Source organism: Streptomyces sp. NBC_00490 (assembly GCF_036013645.1).
Classification (GTDB): Bacteria; Actinomycetota; Actinomycetes; order Streptomycetales; family Streptomycetaceae; genus Streptomyces; species Streptomyces canus_F.
The window spans coordinates 8,615,742-8,633,029 of record NZ_CP107869.1 but is presented as its reverse complement, the minus strand read 5'-3'; the positions used below and the strand labels follow the sequence as shown (position 1 = coordinate 8,633,029).

16 protein-coding genes are annotated in these 17,288 nt (G+C 70.5%); 6 read left to right on the top strand and 10 right to left on the bottom strand.

Annotated elements, in window-relative coordinates:
* Positions 1–8: 8 nt before the first annotated feature.
* Positions 9–305: a hypothetical protein gene (locus tag OG381_RS39290; RefSeq protein WP_327720731.1), complete on the top strand. Its 297-nt coding sequence runs from the start codon at positions 9–11 to the stop codon at positions 303–305.
* Positions 306–412: 107 nt separating this feature from the next.
* Here OG381_RS39290 and OG381_RS39285 read toward each other — a convergent pair whose 3' ends face one another.
* A complete protein-coding gene (locus OG381_RS39285; protein ID WP_327720730.1) occupies positions 413–1,435 on the bottom strand; it encodes an oxidoreductase in 1,023 nt (340 codons plus the stop codon).
* A gap of 66 nt (positions 1,436–1,501) precedes the next feature.
* Here OG381_RS39285 and OG381_RS39280 point away from each other — a divergent pair, with 66 nt between their 5' ends.
* A complete protein-coding gene (locus OG381_RS39280; RefSeq protein ID WP_327720729.1) occupies positions 1,502–2,452 on the top strand; it encodes an FAD-dependent oxidoreductase in 951 nt (316 codons plus the stop codon).
* A 77-nt stretch (positions 2,453–2,529) separates the two neighbouring features.
* Here OG381_RS39280 and OG381_RS39275 read toward each other — a convergent pair whose 3' ends face one another.
* From OG381_RS39275 to OG381_RS39265, 3 genes are all read right to left on the bottom strand, one after another.
* Positions 2,530–4,233 (bottom strand): BCCT family transporter, encoded by a 1,704-nt coding sequence (locus OG381_RS39275; RefSeq protein WP_327720728.1) that lies wholly within the window; start codon positions 4,231–4,233, stop codon positions 2,530–2,532.
* A gap of 65 nt (positions 4,234–4,298) precedes the next feature.
* Positions 4,299–5,543: a M14 family metallopeptidase gene (locus tag OG381_RS39270; RefSeq protein WP_327720727.1), complete on the bottom strand. Its 1,245-nt coding sequence runs from the start codon at positions 5,541–5,543 to the stop codon at positions 4,299–4,301.
* Positions 5,540–7,495, bottom strand: coding sequence for a Xaa-Pro dipeptidyl-peptidase (locus OG381_RS39265; RefSeq protein WP_327720726.1), 1,956 nt, complete (start codon positions 7,493–7,495; stop codon positions 5,540–5,542). Before OG381_RS39265 ends, OG381_RS39270 begins: the two co-directional genes overlap by 4 nt.
* A 204-nt stretch (positions 7,496–7,699) precedes the next feature.
* On the opposite strand from OG381_RS39265, the gene OG381_RS39260 reads away from it, so the two are divergent.
* A complete protein-coding gene (locus tag OG381_RS39260; RefSeq protein ID WP_327720725.1) occupies positions 7,700–9,202 on the top strand; it encodes a M1 family metallopeptidase in 1,503 nt (500 codons plus the stop codon).
* A gap of 37 nt (positions 9,203–9,239) precedes the next feature.
* Here OG381_RS39260 and OG381_RS39255 read toward each other — a convergent pair whose 3' ends face one another.
* The 5 genes from OG381_RS39255 to OG381_RS39235 all read right to left on the bottom strand — a co-directional run bounded on the left by OG381_RS39255 (position 9,240) and on the right by OG381_RS39235 (position 13,350).
* Positions 9,240–9,926 carry a DUF6766 family protein gene (locus tag OG381_RS39255; RefSeq protein WP_327720724.1) on the bottom strand — a complete coding sequence of 229 codons (687 nt, stop codon included), beginning with the start codon at positions 9,924–9,926 and terminating at the stop codon, positions 9,240–9,242.
* Positions 9,927–10,012: 86 nt separating this feature from the next.
* Complete coding sequence (locus OG381_RS39250; RefSeq protein WP_327720723.1) at positions 10,013–10,426, bottom strand: hypothetical protein; 414 nt, start codon at positions 10,424–10,426, stop codon at positions 10,013–10,015.
* Positions 10,423–11,358 (bottom strand): PfkB family carbohydrate kinase, encoded by a 936-nt coding sequence (locus OG381_RS39245; protein ID WP_327720722.1) that lies wholly within the window; start codon positions 11,356–11,358, stop codon positions 10,423–10,425. The genes OG381_RS39250 and OG381_RS39245 overlap by 4 nt, the downstream gene beginning before the upstream one ends.
* Positions 11,355–11,843, bottom strand: a complete 489-nt coding sequence (locus OG381_RS39240) for a macro domain-containing protein (protein ID WP_327720721.1) — start codon at positions 11,841–11,843, stop codon at positions 11,355–11,357. Before OG381_RS39240 ends, OG381_RS39245 begins: the two co-directional genes overlap by 4 nt.
* Before the next feature lie 40 nt (positions 11,844–11,883).
* Positions 11,884–13,350: an amino acid permease gene (locus OG381_RS39235; RefSeq protein ID WP_327720720.1), complete on the bottom strand. Its 1,467-nt coding sequence runs from the start codon at positions 13,348–13,350 to the stop codon at positions 11,884–11,886.
* A 217-nt stretch (positions 13,351–13,567) separates the two neighbouring features.
* On the opposite strand from OG381_RS39235, the gene OG381_RS39230 reads away from it, so the two are divergent.
* Positions 13,568–14,293 carry a MerR family transcriptional regulator gene (locus tag OG381_RS39230; protein WP_327720719.1) on the top strand — a complete coding sequence of 242 codons (726 nt, stop codon included), beginning with the start codon at positions 13,568–13,570 and terminating at the stop codon, positions 14,291–14,293.
* Here OG381_RS39230 and OG381_RS39225 read toward each other — a convergent pair.
* Positions 14,279–15,004: an SDR family NAD(P)-dependent oxidoreductase gene (locus OG381_RS39225; protein WP_327720718.1), complete on the bottom strand. Its 726-nt coding sequence runs from the start codon at positions 15,002–15,004 to the stop codon at positions 14,279–14,281. The genes OG381_RS39230 and OG381_RS39225 overlap by 15 nt on opposite strands.
* Before the next feature lie 151 nt (positions 15,005–15,155).
* On the opposite strand from OG381_RS39225, the gene OG381_RS39220 reads away from it, so the two are divergent.
* Both OG381_RS39220 and OG381_RS39215 read left to right on the top strand, forming a co-directional pair.
* Entirely contained in the window at positions 15,156–16,184 is a 1,029-nt protein-coding gene (locus OG381_RS39220; protein ID WP_327720717.1) for an ABC transporter permease, read from the top strand.
* A 35-nt stretch (positions 16,185–16,219) separates the two neighbouring features.
* Entirely contained in the window at positions 16,220–17,287 is a 1,068-nt protein-coding gene (locus tag OG381_RS39215) for a sugar ABC transporter substrate-binding protein (RefSeq protein WP_327720716.1), read from the top strand.
* Position 17,288: the final 1 nt, after the last annotated feature.

Here is a 17,288-nt window from a genome sequence, read left to right as displayed (position 1 = left end):
CCCCTTCCATGGGCTCCGCTCCGAACCTGACGGCGGTGCCGGACCTCGACGCGAAGAAGCTGAAGTGGTACCAGCACTTCGACATCGAGACCTCGTCCAGGGCGCTGGTCAAGTACGCCAAGGCCGAGCTGGACGTGGACGACGACGCCCCCGCGCTGCCCGCCGAGCCGAAGGTCCCCGCGTTCCCGGGACGCAAGTACTTCGTGCCCGGCGCCTCGAACAAGTACGTCCTCCAGCTCGGCAAGCAGGCCCGCACATTGAGCTGGTCCGCCTCGCCCCACGTCCTGCTGGGGCCGACCTTGTAGTGGTCGCCGAAACCGCGCTTCACCAGCGACGCCGACGACATCCCCGGTCCCCTGACCTGGCGCCTGCTGTTCTCCTGAGCGCCCGGACCCCCGCCCCGGCGGGGCCCTCAGTGCGCCATCGCCTCGACCAGCACGCCGCCCGATGTCCGCGCCACCACGAACGACTCCCCCTTCACCGCCCTCGCGTCCAGCGCGATGCGATGCCGGCCCGCCTCCAGCACCCCGTCGAAGACCTCCTGGGCGTGCGTGCGGAAGAGCCGGTCGACGCGGTACGCCGTGAGGCGCACCCGGCACGGCGAGGTGACCTCGATGCCCGCCTCGCCGTCGGCGGCGACCAGCCGGGTCAGGCGGCGCTGTTCCTGCGGGCTGCGGTCGAGGGCGTGCTCGATCTGGGCGACGAGGAGGGGGACTATCGGGGCGAGGCCGTCGACATAGGCCACCTCGACGCCGGCGCGTTCGAAGGACCGGCGTACGGCGGCACGTTCCTGCTGAGCCACCGCACGGCCGAAGGCGACGGCACCGTAGGCGCGCAGTTCGTCGGCGGACACGCCCTCGGCGTCCTGGGTGATGTCGGCGCCGATGCCGATGGTGCGCAGGGCGGCGGCGAGTTTGGCGAGGAGGGCGACGCGGGCGCCGATCAGCAGGACGCGGCGGCGCGGGCTCGCGGAGTCGGGGCCGAGCAGGGAGTCCAGGGCCTGTCGGTACTCGGGCCCGCGGAAGCGGAAGGGGCCGATGCCGTGGTAGCCGTTGAGCTCCAGGTCGGCGTGCTCGTCGGTCTGCCAGGCGAAGTCCCGCCAGATGAAGTCGCCGTGCTCCTCGTCGATCACGGCGGTGACGGCACCGCACCCGAGGTCCTCGCACTCGGGGCAGCCGTAGATGACGTAGCGCCCGCCCGGAAGCGGGGCGTCCGTCTCCAGCAACAGGCTGCGGACCTGGGCGGTGAAGATCGAGGGCGGTACGTCGGAGGCCAGCGGGGAGACGGCGTCGAGGTCGGAGAGTTGGAAGAGCAGCGGTCGTCCGTCGACGATGAAGTCCATGAAGTCCCGGTGGACCTGGAACTCACCGTTGACAAGAACTCCACCGGCACGCATCGCCGGTGCCAGGCCGAAGGTCGCGTACTCGGCAGACATGCTGCGAGTATTCCCGCAGCAAGCGCGCTCTGCGCACGGCATGCGACATTCCGCTAACGTCCCGGTGTGGACGGTGATCCGAGCAGCGATGTTGTGGTGGTCGGCGGTGGGGTGATCGGGCTGACGACGGCCGTGGTCCTGGCCGAGCGCGGCAGGCGGGTGCGGGTGTGGACCCGGGATCCCGTCGAGCGCACCACCTCGTGGGTTGCGGGGGCGCTGTGGTGGCCGCACCGGATCGATCCGGTCGCGTCGGCCCGCGCGTGGGCGCTGCGCTCGCTGGAGGTGTACGAGGCGCTCGCGGCGGACCCGGACCGTACCGGCGTACGCGTGGTCGAAGGAGTACTGGGCGAGGCGGACCTGGACGAGGCCACGGCCTGGGCGGGCCGGCGGCTGCCGGGTCTGCGGGCCGCCACGGCCGCGGAGTACGCCGGGCCGGGGGTGTGGGCACGGCTGCCGCTCGTCGACATGACGGTCCATCTGCCCTGGCTGCGGCAGCGGTTGCTCGACGCGGGCGGGACGATCGAGACGCGTACGGTGTCCGACCTGGTGTCCGTCGGTGCGCCGGTGGTGGTCAACTGCACGGGGCTGGGCGCGCGGGAGCTGGTGCCGGACGCCTCCGTGCAGCCGGTGCGAGGGCAGTTGGTGGTCGTGGCGAACCCCGGCATCCGGACATGGGTCGTGTCGACCGGCGCCGACGGGGAGATGGCGTACTGCTTCCCGCATCCGGACCGCCTCCTGCTGGGCGGCACGGCGGACGACGGGGCCTGGTCGACGGAACCGGATCCGGCGGTGGCCGAGGCGATCGTACGGCGGTGTGCGGCGCTGCGGCCGGAGATCGCGGGGGCGCGGGTGCTGGGGCACCGGGTGGGGCTGCGGCCGGTGCGGGACGCGGTGCGGCTGGAGCGCGTCCCGCTGCCGGAGGGCAGGGCTCTGGTGCACAACTACGGGCACGGTGGGGGCGGGGTGACGGTGGCGTGGGGCTGCGCGGAGGAGGCGGCGAGGCTGGCCGCATCCTGAATCCGGCCGAGCCGTCTTGATCAGATTCCGGCACAGCCCCCACCGGCCCGCAGGTCGTCACCGCTCTTCCAGCGGAGCTAGCCGTGGTCGTGGCCCAGTGGGTCGCCCTCCGTCTCCGTCCCGGCGCCCGGGCCGACCCTGATCTCGAAGTCGCCGTCGTACCTCTTGTGGCCCTCGATCACGGCGAGTTCCACGGCCTCGGAGCCCATCTCGCCGCGCACGATGACCGGGTCGCGGCGCAGGTCGCGCATGAGGGCGACGCACATGCCGATCATCACGAGGACGAAGGGCGCGGCGGCCAGGATCGTGAGGTTCTGCAGACCGGTGAGCGCGTCCCCCTGGCCGCTGCCGACGAGCAGCATGATGGCGGCGACGGCCCCGGTCACGATGCCCCAGAACACGACGACGAAGCGGCCGGGTTCGAGGGCGCCCCGCTGGGAGAGCGTGCCCATCACGATGGAGGCGGCGTCGGCGCCCGAGACGAAGAAGATGCCGACCAGGATCATCACGAGCAGGCTGGTGGCGGTCGCGATGGGGAACTCCTGGAGGACTCCGAAGAGTTGCCCCTCGGGGGTGTCGGCACCGCGGAGCGCGCCGCCCTCCTTCAGCTTCATCGCCGTACCGCCGAAGACCGCGAACCAGACCAGGCTGACGGTGCTGGGCACGAGGATGACGCCGCCGACGAACTGCCGGATGGTGCGGCCGCGGCTGATGCGGGCGATGAACATGCCGACGAACGGCGTCCAGGAGATCCACCAGGCCCAGTAGAAGACGGTCCAGCTGCCGAGCCAGTCCGCGACGCCCTCGCCGCCGCTGGCCTCGGTGCGGCCGGCGAGCTGGGGCAGGTCGCCGAGGTAGGCGAAGATCGAGGTGGGCAGCAGATCGAGGACGATGATCGTGGGGCCCGCGATGAACACGAACACGGCGAGGATCAGCGCGAGCACCATGTTGATGTTCGACAGCCACTGGATGCCCTTCTCCACACCGGAGACCGCCGAGGCCACGAAGGCCAGTGTCAGTACGGCGATGATGGCGACGAGCAGCCCCTCGCTCACGTCGTCCATCCAGTCCAGCTCCTGGAATCCGGAGCCGATCTGGAGCGCGCCCAGGCCCAGCGAGGCCGCCGAGCCGAAGATGGTGGCGATGATCGCGAGGATGTCGATCACCCGGCCCGCGGTGCCGTTGGCGTGCTTCTCGCCGATGAGCGGGGTGAAGACCGCGCTGATGGTCTGGCGGCGGCGTTTGCGGTAGGTGCTGTAGGCGATGCCGAGGCCGACCACCGCGTAGATCGCCCAGGGGTGCAGCGTCCAGTGGAAGAGGGTGGTGGCCATCGCCGTCTCCATGCGTTCCGCGGAGTCGGCGGGGGTGGTGCCCGGCGGTGGGTTCGTGTAGTGCGAGAGCGGTTCGCTCACGCCGTAGAACATCAGACCGATGCCCATGCCGGCGCTGAACATCATCGCGACCCAGGACACCGTCTTGAACTCGGGTTCCTCGCCCTCGGCGCCGAGGTGGATACGGCCGTAGCGGCTGACCGCGAGCCACAGGGCGAAGACGACGAAGCAGGAGGCCGCCAGCATGAAGGCCCAACCGCCGTTGTGGATCAGGCCGTTGAGCATCTTCGTGGAGACGCTCTCCAGCGAGTCCGTCGCCGTCGAGCCCCAGACCACGAACGCCACGGTGATGACGGCGGTGACACCGAACACCACACGGTCGGTGGTGTGGGGGCCGGGAACGTCCGAGGGATCTTCCCGGCCACCCCTTTTCTTCAAGTCTTCCGTCATTTGCGGCACCTTCTCCCGAAAACCATGGATACGGAGTACCACAGGTGCCGCTGATCGATGCCGCTTCAGCAGTCGGTGTCGGGCTCCCCGACCGTCAGGTGGTACGGGGCGCGTTCGTCGAGGAGCAGCGGGACGAGGGCACGCAGGGGCTGGCGGAGGGGGACGAGGGTGCCCTTGGTCCGCACTCCGTGCAGGGCTAGTTCGTCCTTGACCTCCGCGTACTGGGCGTCGGTGAGCCGGTACCCGCAGGGCGGGTCCTCAATCACCTCGGCGGGTTCGGGCGGATCATTGTCGGCGCCGCCGGTGTAGACGGGTCCGGTGTCGGCCCAGCCCTGGTGGCGGGCCGTGCCGGTCGCCGCCTCGATCCGGTCGCGACGCTCGTCGGTGAAGCCGAACAGACCCTTCAGCGCCGCCAGTTGGGAACTGACCCGGCGCCGGTTGTTGGTCGCCTCGTCGACGTCCGCGAGCGCGTCGACGCGGCTCTCGATGAGCAGGCCGACCGCGTGCTTGATGCCGGACATGTTCCGCAGGATGCGTTCCTGGCCGTCACCGGCGGTCTGTCTGATCGGATCGCCCGTGACGGGGTCGGTCCAGATGCCGTACGTGCCGGTGGTGTATCCGGCGCGCTGTGCGGCGGGACGGACATACGCCCGGGACAGGGTCTCGGCCTCGTCGTGGACCGCCTCGTCCGCGTTGAGGTTGCGGGGCCAGAGATCGAAGAGGTCCTTGTCGTAGTACGGGGGTGTGGCTCCGTATTCGTGCAGGTCGTAGATGACATCGGGCTGCCGGTCGCGGATCACGGCGGCCAGGGCCCGCCCCTCGGCCGTCTGGAGGGCGAGGTGGTCGCGGTTGACGTCGATGCCGTCGCTGTTGCCGCGGGTGTCGGCGGCCCGGCCGTCGGGGTTGGCGGTGGGCACGACGAGAAGGGTGGTGCGGTCCAGGAAGCGCCGGGTGCCGGCGTCCTTCGTGTACGCCAGGTCGCGGATCCTGGAGAGACAGGCCTCGCGGCCGGACGGCTCGTCACCGTGCTGGCTGCACACGAGGAGCACCTTGTTCGGGGCGCTCTGCCTGCCCACGCGGACCAGTTGGAGGGGGCGGCCCTGCTTCGTCGTACCGATGCGGGCGAGGGAGACCCGGTCGCTCCCCGCGTCGACGGCCGCCAGGAAGTCCTGTTCCTCCGTCCCGCCCGTCCAGCGGGCCCCGTGGGACTGCTCGAAACCGGTGCGCGGCGGGGCGTCGGCCGCGTGGGCCGGCACGGCGACCAGGGACGCGGCCAGGGCCGCCGTGCTCAGCGTGAGGGCTCGGATCACCGGCCCGCCCCCGGGACGCGCTGGAGGGTCCGCGGCGCCGTCACGCCGTCGAGCGGCGCGGCCTGCGGTACGGCGGTGGCGGCGCCCTTCGTGGCATGCGCGAACGCCGAGGCGCCGCCGACGAACGGGACGCGGGCCGAGGTGCGGGACAGGTCGATCGTGAGCGTCGGGGTGGTCGACGGCGGGTCGATCAGGTCCTTGTCCGTGCCCGCGACGATCAGCGCCAAGCGGTGACCGGCGGGGACGACGTGGTCGGTGGCCGCCAGGTCGACGGTGATGGTGTACGCCTTGCCCGGGGTGAGCGGAACGCCCTTGCCGGGGTCGGCGTAGGTGCCGAGGTCGGCCCAGCCGCGGCTGACGACCTCGTAGTCGACGTCGGCGGTCTTGGCCTGCGTCTGCTTGAAGCAGGCGCTGTCACCGGCGCTGCTGACGCCCCAGCAGGTGCGGTCGGTGAGCGTGGCGATGCCCTCACCGGCGGTCGCGTAGTCCCGGATGGTGGCGGGGCCGAGATCCACGAGGACGGCGGAGAGATGAGCCGTCGAGGTGGTCGGGGTGGCGGTGACGGTGACCTTCGAGGAGCCGGCCAGTCGCAGGTCCTTGGTGAGGACGCCGGTGGTGAAGCCCGCCTTCTCGGGGGTGGACGTGTCGATCCGCGCGGACCAGTCGGTCTCACTCAGGGCCGGGTCGTCGGTGAAGCTCTCGGTGCCGCGGTCGCGGGTCAGGCCGAGGGTGCCGACGCCGGGCTGGGGTCCGTGGGCGGGGCGCAGGGTCGCGGTGCTCGTGCCGCGCGGGGGCCAGGTCTTGGAGGTGACCCACTGGTCGGGGTGGCGTTCGATGTCGGCCATCGGCTCGCGGTCGATGCCGTTGTCGTAGCCGAGGAGCTCGTGGTCGAACCAGCGGTGCAGGGTGTCGACCCACTCGGCGCGGCGGAAGTCGAAGGGGTCGACGTGGCCGGTCTGGGAGAGCCAGATCTTCCGCTCGACGCCGTGCCTGCCGAGGGCGTCCCACCACTGGCCGAGGTGCTTCATCCGGACGTTGAGGTCCTGCTGGCCGTGGATGGCGAAGACGCTGGCCCGCACCTTGGAGGCGCCCTTGAGGTAGTCGCGCTCGGTCCAGAAGTCCGTCCAGTCGCCGGTGCGCGGGGCGCCGTCGACGATCTTCTGCTGGACGGCGTCGCACTTGGCGCGGGCGTCGGGGCTGTTGACGTAGTCGGACAGCCAGTCGGGGCCGGAGTCGTAGAGCGGGGCGCCCTGCTGGAAGTAGTAGTCGTACCAGGAGGAGATGGCGCTGATCGGGACGATCGTCTTGAGTCCCTTGACGCCGGTGGCGGCGACGCCGTTGGCGATGGTGCCGTCCCAGCTCTTGCCGATCATGCCGGTTCTGCCGTTGGTCCAGCCGGCCTTGGTCTTGGCGCTCCCGGTGCGGCTCGTGTAGGCGGTGGCCCGGCCATTCAGCCAGTCGACCACCGCTTTGGCCGACAGGACGTCCGAGCGGCCGCCGACGTCCACGCACCCGTCGGAGCGGTTGGTGCCGGCGAGGTCGACTCCGACGAAGGCGTAGCCGCGGGGCACGAAGTAGTTGTCGTAGAACAGCGGCATCTGGACGACGTGGCCGTTCGCGTCGTACGTCTTGCGCTGGCTCTCGTTGCCGCGACCGCAGCAGGAGTAGTACGGGCTGGCGTCCATGACGACCGGCACCTTGCGGCCCTGCTGGGCGAGTTCGCGGGGCCGGACGATGTCGACGGCCACGCGGTCGCTCCTGCCGTCCCCGTCCCCGTCGAGTCCGGTGTCCACCCAGACGGCCTCACGGACGGCGTTCTCGTACGAGTAGACGGGTCGGCTCTCACGCGGGGCGGCCTGTGCGGCGACGGGCGTGAGGAACGTGGCCAGCAGGGCGGCGGTGGCCGCCGTCGCGAGCGTTCTCCAGATCGTGAAGGGCGTGCGTATCGGCATGGCGCGGACGGTACAGCGGTCAACTCCCGCGCAAAAGAGGGCCGATCGGGGCGGGCGGGATGTGGCTGGAAAGGTGCGTGGGACGTGATCGCTCATGACGGCCAAATGGCGATTGTGTGACAGGGGCGGCTGTGGACACGCCTGCGCCCACAGGTGATGAATAGGCTCCGAACAGACTTCGTGACCCTACGACTTGGAGCTTTCGTGCACCGCAGACTCATCGCGCCCGGCGCACTGGCCGCCGCGTCCGTCCTGCTGGCGATCCCGGCGTCGGCCGCGAGCCACTCCCCCGGCGCTCCGGGCATCGGCGACCCCTACTACCCGGCCTACGGCAACGGCGGATACGACGTCTCCCACTACGACCTGCGGCTGAAGTACCAGCCGGCGACGGACGAACTGGAGGGCACGGCAACCCTCCTGGCCCGCACCACCCAGGATCTGTCGCGCTTCAACCTGGACTTCCTGCTGGACGTCGACGAGGTGCGGGTCAACGGCGCGAAGGCGTCGTTCGCCACGTCGGGCGAGCACGAGCTGGAGATCACGCCGAAGACACCGCTGGCGAAGGGCACCTCCGTCACCGTCGTCGTGCGCTACAGCGGGGTGCCGTCGTCGAAGCAGGCGTACGGCTTCACCAGCTGGCACCGCACCCCGGACGGCGGGGTCGGCGCCAACGAGCCCGAGGCCGCCTGGTGGTGGTTCCCCAGCAACGACCACCCGCTCGACAAGGCCACCTACGACGTGTCCGTGCTGGTGCCGGACGGCACCCAGGCCATCTCCAACGGCACGCTCCAGTCCACGAGTTCACGCCTCGGCTGGACCCGCTTCAACTGGCGGTCCAACAAGCCGCAGGCCACCTATCTGGCGACGCTGGCCGTCGGGAAGTTCGACATCACCACGGGCCGGACCGAGAGCGGGATCCCGGTCGTCAACGCCTACAGCAAGGACCTCGGCGACAACGCCGGTGCGGCGCGGGCGAGCATCGAGCGGACCGGGGAGGTCGCCGACTGGCTGAGCGAGTACTTCGGGCCGTACCCCTTCAACGCGCTCGGCGGGTATGTGCCGAACACGAACACCGGGTACGCGCTGGAGACGCAGACCCGGCCCTTCTACAGCCCGCGCCAGTTCGCGAACGGCTCCAACACCTCCGTGGTCGTGCACGAGCTGGCCCACCAGTGGTACGGCGACCTCGTCTCCGTCGCCGGATGGAAGGACATCTGGATCAACGAGGGCTTCGCCCGGTACGCGCAGTGGCTGTGGTCCGAGCACGAGGACGAGGGCACGGCACAGGAGATCGCGGACTACGTGTACGCCTCGCACCCGGCCGACGACCCGTTCTGGACGGTGAAGCCCGGTGACCCGGGGCCGGAGAACCAGTTCGACATCGCCGTCTACGACCGGGGCGCGCTGGCCCTCCAGGCGCTGCGCAACGAGATCGGCGACGACGCCTTCTTCGCGGTCCTGAAGGGGTGGCCGCAGAAGTACGCGTACGGCAACGCGACGGTCGCCGACTTCCGGACGTACGCCGAGGAGGTGTCGGGGCAGTCGCTGTCGGCACTCTTCGACACATGGCTGTTCCAGCCGGCGAAGCCTGCCGCCCCCGCGGCGGCCGACGCGTCCATCGCCAGGTCGGCCGAGGCCGGGGCGGCGCCGGTGCAGCCGAGGTCGTGGAAGAAGATCGCCGCGACGAACGACGTGCACGAGCACTAGGAGGGCCTGGTCCCCGAGTACGGCGGGGCGGCCCCGTTCATCCTTCGACCCCGGTCGAGGTGTGGGCCGCCCCGACCGGCTTGGACTCCGGCGAGCCGCGCTGGCGGAGGTAGACGGACAGGATGGCCATGGACGCCACGGCAAGGAACTCGGACTGCCAGTTCTGCAGGGTCCGGCTCCAGAAATCCGCCGAACCGACGTAGCTTCCCCAGCCGATGGGCGCCTGGAGCTGCCGGAGCTGTTCCTCGTTGTAGGCGGCGACGCCGGTGATCGACTGGGACAGCCAGGACAGGGCGAAGAGCGTGCCCATCACCAGACCGAGGGAGTGCGAGTAGACGTGCCGCCGGAATCCGCGCCCGCGGGCCCAGCGCGGTGAATTCCGGTGGGCGTATCGGCCCACCTGCTGCTCCTTGTCGGACTCCGTTCCGGCTTTGTGGATTTCCTTCGATTCGGGGGAACCCCTTTGCAGGAGCCACACGGTGGCGGTGATGTAGAGGAAGAACTGCAGATACTCGGACTGCCAGTTCTCCGTCACGTCGACGGCGAAGTCGGACGACATGAGGTATTCGCGGAATCCGACCTGGGCCAGTCCGTCGGTGGCCAGCTGGTTGTTGAACTCCGCGTGGCCCGCGATCGCCTGTCCCACGAGAGCCAGCAGGAATGCGAGGCCGAAGCCGAGGCCCAGTCCGTTGTCGCGGAGGAATCCGCGTGTTCTCGTGGTCATCGGTTCATCAGCCCCACCGCGCTGAAATAGACGAGGCCGCCGAGGACGAGGACCAGACAGAGGGTGAACATGATCCGCATACGCCCTCAGCCTCCCTGGAGGGTGCACTGGTAGGGCCGGTCCGGGCGGGGGACGCATCCGGCGGCGACGACTTTCCAGCCGTCCGCGAACCGCGACAGGAACAGCGTGTCCGACGCGAGGACGACGCGGGCCTGTCTGCCGTAGACGTCCGTGGCGCGGATCTCGCCGCCGAGGGGTATTTCCTGGGCGGCGACCGCCTTCTCGCAATCCGCTTTCTCGGACTCCTCCAATGCGGTCCGGGTCTCCGGTGCGAGTGCCCCGCACAGACCTTCGGCGTCGTCGGAGCTGAGCAGGCGCTCGAATCCGGTCGCCGCGGCGGAGGCCGCCGAGTCCCGCTGCCCGGCACTGTCACAAGCGCCGAGAACCAGTCCGCAGAGAGACAGGATTATCAGCGTGCCGGGGCGGCGCACCTTTCTCACATGGCCCGGGTACCCGATTCCTCCGGGGGCAAAAATCCGGCCACACGGGCGTGGAGCGCGTCCCGGTCGATCGCGTCCGTCTCCGTCGAGGGCACCGTGCAGGCGTGTGCGCCGGCGACCGCGCCGTACAGGGCGCACCGGTGCGGGGGCTCGCCGGACAGCCTGCCGTACAGGAACGCGGCCGCGAAGGCGTCGCCCGCTCCGTTGGAGTCCACGACCGGGGCGGCCGGTGCGACCGCGGGGATCCGGGTCAGCTCGTCGTCGGCCAGCAGATACGCGCCCTCGGCGCCCGCGGTGGCGACGACGACCTCGGCGCGGCCGCGTTCGACGATGCGGCGCATGGTGCGCTCGGGGTCGGTCAGGGCGGTGGCGGACAGGAAGACCACGTCGGCCGTGTACGCGAACGGCTCGTGGTACGGGTTCTCGCCGTCCCAGTCGTGCAGGTCGGTCGAGATGCTCACGCCGCAGTCGCGCAGTGCGGGCAGGGCGTGGGCGCAGGGCTGGGTGATCGACACGTGTGCGTGCCGGCTGGCCGTGGCGAGCTCCCGGACGGTCGCCTCCGGCAGACGGTCGTCGGGGTGGCCGCGGCTGGTGTCGTACAGGGACAGCCGACGGCCGTCGGGGCTGACGAGGTTGACCGCGCGCTTGGTGCCGGCCGGCTGCGGGACGGCGGTGAGGGCGATGCCCCTGTCGCGGTGCAGGACGCGGACGAGGTCGCCCTCGGGGTCGTCGCCGAGCATGTCGATGTGGTGGGTGCGCAGGCCGAGCGAGCCGAGAGCGACGGCGACGAAGTCTCCGGTCTGGCCGGCGCGGGTGCGGATCCCGGAGTCGATCATGTAGCTGTCGGCGTACGGCAACGGCAGCTGAGGCACGTACACGATGGTGTCGACGCCCGCGCCGCCGAGTACCAGCACATCGGTGTCCCTGCTCAACTCCGGCCCTCCCCATGGTCGTAGACCGTGACCGCGATCCCCTTCCCGACCAGCCGCCGCCCGATGAGCGGCTCGACCCGGGACCACTTCCCTCCGGCCAGTCCGCACCCTATCCGCGGCATGTGCACGGAGGCGCCGAGTTCGGTGGCCTTCGCCGCGAGCTTCTCCAGCGCCGCGTCGATCGCCTCGTAGCGCACCGGCACGCCCTTGCTGCCGGTGCGCGTCCCGCGCTGCCCGACCATGTTGGCCACCCACACGTACGGCTCCACCTGGACGAACTGGACGGCGCCCAGGCCGAAGTCGTTCGACGCGCGGTTGCGGTGCCAGGCGCGGTACGCCTTCTCCGGCGCCGGCCAGCGCCGCGACAGCGCGAGCACGAAGCCCTTTCCCCATCCCCCGATGTCGTTGCAGACATGGGCGATGACCTTGACGCCCTTCACCGACGGCGCGGTGGCGTCACCCCGGACATAAGTGATCTCCGACATGACGCCACCGTAGGCGCCGGCACTGACAGTGGGCGTTGGGTTATTCGTCGAGGTCGGGCAGGTTCCTGTTCTCGGGCTTCGTCCGTCGGTGGCGGGTGGCGTACCAGCCGGTGATCAGCATCGCGGCGATCGCGGGGATCAGGAGGAGGGTCTTGCGGCCGACTTCGGGGTCGTTCGCCATCATGCCGAGGCAGGCCAGGAGGAAGGCGATCGTGGTGAGTTCCGTGACCGGGCTGCCGGGGAGGCGGAAGGTGGGGCGGGTGAGCAGGCCGGCCCTGGCGCGGCGGACGAAGGCCAGGTGGCAGATCATGATGATGACCCAGGTCGAGATGACGCCCAGGGAGGCCACGTTGAGCACGATCTCGAAGGCCTGGCTCGGCATGAGGTAGTTCAGGCCGACGCCGAGGACGCAGACCGCGCAGGTGAGCAGGATGCCGCCGTAGGGGACCTGGCTGCGGTTCATCCTCGCCGTGAACTTCGGGGCCGAGCCGGCCATGGCCATCGAGCGCAGGATGCGGCCGGTGGAGTAGAGGCCCGAGTTCAGCGAGGACATCGCCGCCGTCAGGACCACCAGGTTCATCACGTCGCCCGCCGCCGGGACGCCGATCTTCGACAGGACCGTGACGAAGGGGCTCTCGTCGCCCGAGTAGGCCGAGCCCGGCAGCAGCAGGGCCAGCAGGACGACCGAGCCGACGTAGAACAGGCCGACCCGCCACATGATCGAGTTCACCGCGCGCGGGACGACCTTCTCCGGCTCGGCGGTCTCGCCCGCGGCGACGCCGACCAGCTCCAGGGCGGCGTACGCGAAGATCACGCCCTGCATGACGAGGACGACGGGCATCAGACCGTGCGGGAAGGCACCGCCGTTGTCACTGATCACGCCCGGGCCCGGGGTCTGGCCGCCGACCTCGTGCCGGGTGGCGAGCAGGAAGATGCCGACGCACATGAAGGCGACCAACGTGGTCACCTTGATGATCGCGAACCAGAACTCCATCTCGCCGAAGATCTTCACCGAGATCAGGTTGACCACCAGGACGACCGCGAGGGCGATCAGGGCCAGCGTCCACTGCGGGATGTCGGTGAACAGGCTCCAGTAGTGCGTGTAGAGCGCGATCGCGGTGATGTCGGCGATGCCGGTCGTCGACCAGTTCAGGAAGTACATCCAGCCGGCGACGTACGCGCCCTTCTCGCCGAGGAACTCGCGCGCGTACGACACGAAGGAACCGGACGACGGGCGGTACAGGACGAGCTCGCCGAGGGCGCGCACCACGAAGAAGGCGAAGATCCCGCAGACCAGGTAGGCGAGCGCGAGCGCCGGGCCCGCGGTGTGGAGGCGCCCTCCGGCGCCGAGGAAGAGGCCGGTGCCGATCGCGCCGCCGATGGCGATCATGTTGACGTGGCGGGCCTTGAGGTCCTTGCTGTAACCGGCGTCGCCCGCGTCCGCGGGAGTCCCGTCCGCCAGCGTGGGGCGGGCGGCCTGTGCCGTGTCCACGGCGTCCTTGCTCACGAGTGGTACCGCTCTCTGGTGCGCCCGAGCGGGCGCGCTCGGATGTCCGGACGTACGTACGGCCCGTGCCCTCGGTGGACGCACAGACCGAGGGGCCGCCTTCCCCGTCCCGCACCGGTCACGCGGTGGCGGACCTCACACAGCGGGGGATCGCTCATGATCGACCGTGGTGTTCGCGAGGTTTCACAGCACTGGTGAGACAGCGATACTGCTGCACATGACGACCGAACCCACCGAGATCGACGCGACCGACCTCACGATCGACGAGCTGGCCGCGCGGGCGGGCGTCACGGTCCGCACGGTCCGCTTCTACGGCACCAAGGGGCTGCTGCCGCCGCCGGTGATCGGTCCGCGGCGGGTGGGGCACTACGGGCAGGAGCACCTCTCCCGGCTCGCGCTGATCGAGGAGCTCCAGCACCAGGGGATGACGCTGGCGGCGATCGAGCGGTATCTGCGGCAGCTGCCGCCGGGCCTGAGCCCGCACGACCTCGCGATCCACCGTGCGGTCGTGGCCTCCTGGGCGCCGGACACGGCGCAGCGCGCCACACGCGTGGAGCTGGAGCAGCGGGCGGGGCGGTCGCTCACCGACGCGGACGTGGAGCGGCTGGCCGCGATGAACGTCGTACGGGCGGACGGCGACGGCTACCACTTCGACTCGGGGCTGCTGCGGCTCGGCGTCCAACTGCTCGACGTACCACTGTCCTTGGAGTCGATCCTCGCGGCGCGCGGCGTGCTCGTCGAGCATGCGCGGGCCGCGGCGCACGAGTTGGCGGAGCTGTTCCGGGGCGAGGTGTCGGAACGGGACACCCAGGACGTGAGGTCGCTGTCCGCCCATATGCATCCGATCGTGGTGCAGGCGCTGCTGACCACTTTCCAGCGGTCGTTGCGGGAGGAGCTCAGCGAATGGGTTCCGCCCTCGTCCGGATCCTCACAAGTAGGCTGATCCTCCTGACACGTTGAGGGTCTGCCCGGTCAGGAAGCCGCTGCCCTCGTCGACCACGTACAGCAGCGTCGAGACCAGGTCGGCGGGCTCCTGGGTGCGGGTGACGGCCTGCCGGTCGCGCACGAACGCGAAGCCGCCGTCGGCGCCGACCGTCCGTTCGGCGGTGGCGGTGCAGACCATGGTGGGCGCGATGGCGTTGACGGTGATCCCGTACGGGGCGAGCGCGGCGGCGAGTGCGCGGGTGAAGCCGATCAGGCCCATCTTCGAGGCGACGTAGGGGACCATCGTGGGCGGTGCGGTGAACACGGCCGCGGAGGCGATGTTGACGACACGGCCCCACCCGGCCGCCTTCAGATGGGGCAGCGCGGCCTGCGTCACCAGGAACGGGGCCTCCAGGTTGACGCGCAGGACGTGCCGCCACTCCTCGGCGGTCGTCTCCTCGAAGGGCTTCGACGGGTAGACGCCGGCGTTGTTGACGACGACGTGCAGGGTGCCGAACCGGTCGATGACACGCTCCAGTCCGGCCCGTACGACCTCCTCGTCGGTGACGTCTCCGACCAGTTCCACGTAGTCGAGGATCCGGTTCGCGGTCTGCGGCTGCGGGACGAGATCGAGCCCCGCGACCCGGTAGCCACGCCCTGCCAGCGCGACGGCGAACTCCTGCCCGAGGCCCTGTGCCGCTCCGGTCACCAGGGCGGTACGTGTCTCCATGGAGCGAGTGTGATGACCCGTCAGGCACCCGGCAAGCGCGCATTCCACTCGCTGGAACGCCCGTGTTGCCGCCCGCGCCCGTGGGGCCGACGCTGCGGCCAGTCGCCCGTGGGGGCGGCCTCCAGCTGCCGCCGTACGGGAGCCGTGCCCGATGACCGAGACCGAGCGTGCCGTGGACGACGCCGAGCGCGCCCGCGAACAGGACCCCGCACCCCGACGGCGGTGGCCGCTGCCGCGCCGGCTGGTACGGGACGAGCTGGGCGTCCTGCTCGTGCTGGGGCTGCTCGTGCTGGCGATCGGCATCCCGTACCCGGACTTCTTCGACGCGGACAACCTGCTGTCCACCGCCCACAACTCGGTCTACATCTCCCTGATGGCGTGCGGCATGGTCTTCGCGCTCGCCATGCGCGAGGTGGACCTGTCGGTGGGCGGCACCTACGCGATGGTGCTGGTCGTCGGGGCGCTCCTGGTGCGGGACGGCTGGGCGCCCTGGGCGGCGGTGCCGGTGATGCTGCTCACCGGGATCGCTCTCGGGATGTTCAACGCGCTGGTGACGACCCTGCTCGCGCTGCCGTCGTTCATCGTCACGCTGGGCACGCTGATGCTCTTCCGGGGTGTCGGGCTCGCGCTGGCCGACGGCAGGCAGATCACCGATCTGCCGCTGGACGACTCGTTCTTCACCTTCGCGGGCGGGGATCCGGGCGGGGTGCCGTTCGCGCTGTGGGTGCTGCTCGCGGTGGTCACCGTGCTGGCCGTGGTGCTCACCCGCACCCGGTTCGGGGCCCGGGTACGGGCCATCGGCTCCAATCCGGACGCCGCCGCGTTCAGCGGTATCCCGGTCGTGCGCACCCGCGTCCAGGCCCTGGCTCTGTCCGGTCTCACCACGGCCTGCGCCGCCGTACTGGCCCTCGCGTTCTACGGCGCCGGCGACCCGACCCTGGGGCAGGGGTACGAGCTCCAGGCCATCGCCGCGTGCATCATCGGCGGGACGCCACTGGCCGGGGGGCGCGGGTCGGTGGTCGGCGCGGTGGCGGGGGCGATGATCCTGGCGGTCGTGGCCACGGGGCTCGTGTTCTTCGAAGTACCCATCAACTGGACGTCGTTCGCGACCGGCGGGGTCATCCTCGTCGCGGTCGCCGCGGACAGCGCGCTGCGCCGCACCGGACGGCGGCGCCGGTGAACACCCGGTCGGCACATGGCTCCTGGAGGCCCCAGATGCATCCTCGATTCCGTACGGTGGCCGCCGCCCTCGGCGTCCTGGCACTGCTGGGCGCCTCCGGGTGCGGTGAGAGCGACGGGTCCGGCGGCAAGGGCGGCAGGCTGGACATGGGCATCGCGGTGGCCAACATCTCCCTCAACTTCGCCCACGAGATGGTGCTCGGCGCCGAGAGCGCCGCGGAGCATGCCAAGGACGTCGACTTCCAGGCGGTCGGCCCGCCCAACACGGACGGTCCCGCCGAGGTCCAGCTGTTCCAGAACCTCCAGACGACCGCGAAGGACGGCATCGTCCTGGAGAACCTCGACCCGCCGATCTTCACCCGCCCCGCCGCCCGGGCCGTGGACAAGGGCATCCCGATCGTCGCGCTGGACACCTCCCCCACGGACGGCAGCAAGGTGAACTTCTACGTGGGCAACGACAATTACGCGCTCGGCGAGCTGATGGCGAAGGAGGCCCTGAAGCGGCTGGGCGACGACCCGAAGGGCGAGATCGTCATCGGGGTGCCGAACCCGGGGACGCCGGTGCTGGACAACCGGGCGGCGGGCATCAAGGACACGTTCGGCAAACAGGCGCCGAACGTGAAGGTACTCGGCCCCTTCCAGACGTACAGCGACCCCGGCCAGAACCACAGCTCCTGGTCGGCGCAGGTCAACGCGCATCCGGACGCGCTGGCGTTCCTCGGTGTCGGGGACGCCGACAGCTACAACCTCGCCAAGATCAAGAAGTCGAAGAAGGGAACGTGGCTGACGGCCGGCTTCGACGTCGACCCCAAGACCCTCGACGCGGTCGAGGACGGCTCGAACTTCGTCACCATCGACCCGCAGCACTTCCTCAAGGGCTATCTGTCCACGGCGATCCTGATCGAGTCGGTGCGCGAGGACGACGGCAAGCTGCCCGACGGCTGGTTCCTCTCCCCCGGCGGGGTCGTCGACTCCTCCAACATCGACGAGGTCATCGCCCGGCAGAAGTCCCCGGAAGCGGCCTACGACTGGTACAGGCCGACCATCGACAAGCTCCTCGGCGACCAGGAGGGACAGCTGCACCCCCTGAAGGACGCGCGCTGAG

What these genes read in the sequence shown, in the direction of transcription:
- OG381_RS39290 (WP_327720731.1), top strand. Translation starts at nt 9, where the DNA reads ATGGGCTCCGCTCCGAACCTGACGGCGGTGCCGGACCTCGACGCGAAG.
- OG381_RS39285 (WP_327720730.1), bottom strand. Translation starts at nt 1,435, where the DNA reads ATGTCTGCCGAGTACGCGACCTTCGGCCTGGCACCGGCGATGCGTGCC.
- OG381_RS39275 (WP_327720728.1), bottom strand. Translation starts at nt 4,233, where the DNA reads ATGACGGAAGACTTGAAGAAAAGGGGTGGCCGGGAAGATCCCTCGGAC.
- OG381_RS39265 (WP_327720726.1), bottom strand. Translation starts at nt 7,495, where the DNA reads ATGCCGATACGCACGCCCTTCACGATCTGGAGAACGCTCGCGACGGCG.
- OG381_RS39255 (WP_327720724.1), bottom strand. Translation starts at nt 9,926, where the DNA reads ATGACCACGAGAACACGCGGATTCCTCCGCGACAACGGACTGGGCCTC.
- OG381_RS39240 (WP_327720721.1), bottom strand. Translation starts at nt 11,843, where the DNA reads ATGTCGGAGATCACTTATGTCCGGGGTGACGCCACCGCGCCGTCGGTG.
- OG381_RS39230 (WP_327720719.1), top strand. Translation starts at nt 13,568, where the DNA reads ATGACGACCGAACCCACCGAGATCGACGCGACCGACCTCACGATCGAC.
- OG381_RS39225 (WP_327720718.1), bottom strand. Translation starts at nt 15,004, where the DNA reads ATGGAGACACGTACCGCCCTGGTGACCGGAGCGGCACAGGGCCTCGGG.
- OG381_RS39220 (WP_327720717.1), top strand. Translation starts at nt 15,156, where the DNA reads ATGACCGAGACCGAGCGTGCCGTGGACGACGCCGAGCGCGCCCGCGAA.
- OG381_RS39215 (WP_327720716.1), top strand. Translation starts at nt 16,220, where the DNA reads ATGCATCCTCGATTCCGTACGGTGGCCGCCGCCCTCGGCGTCCTGGCA.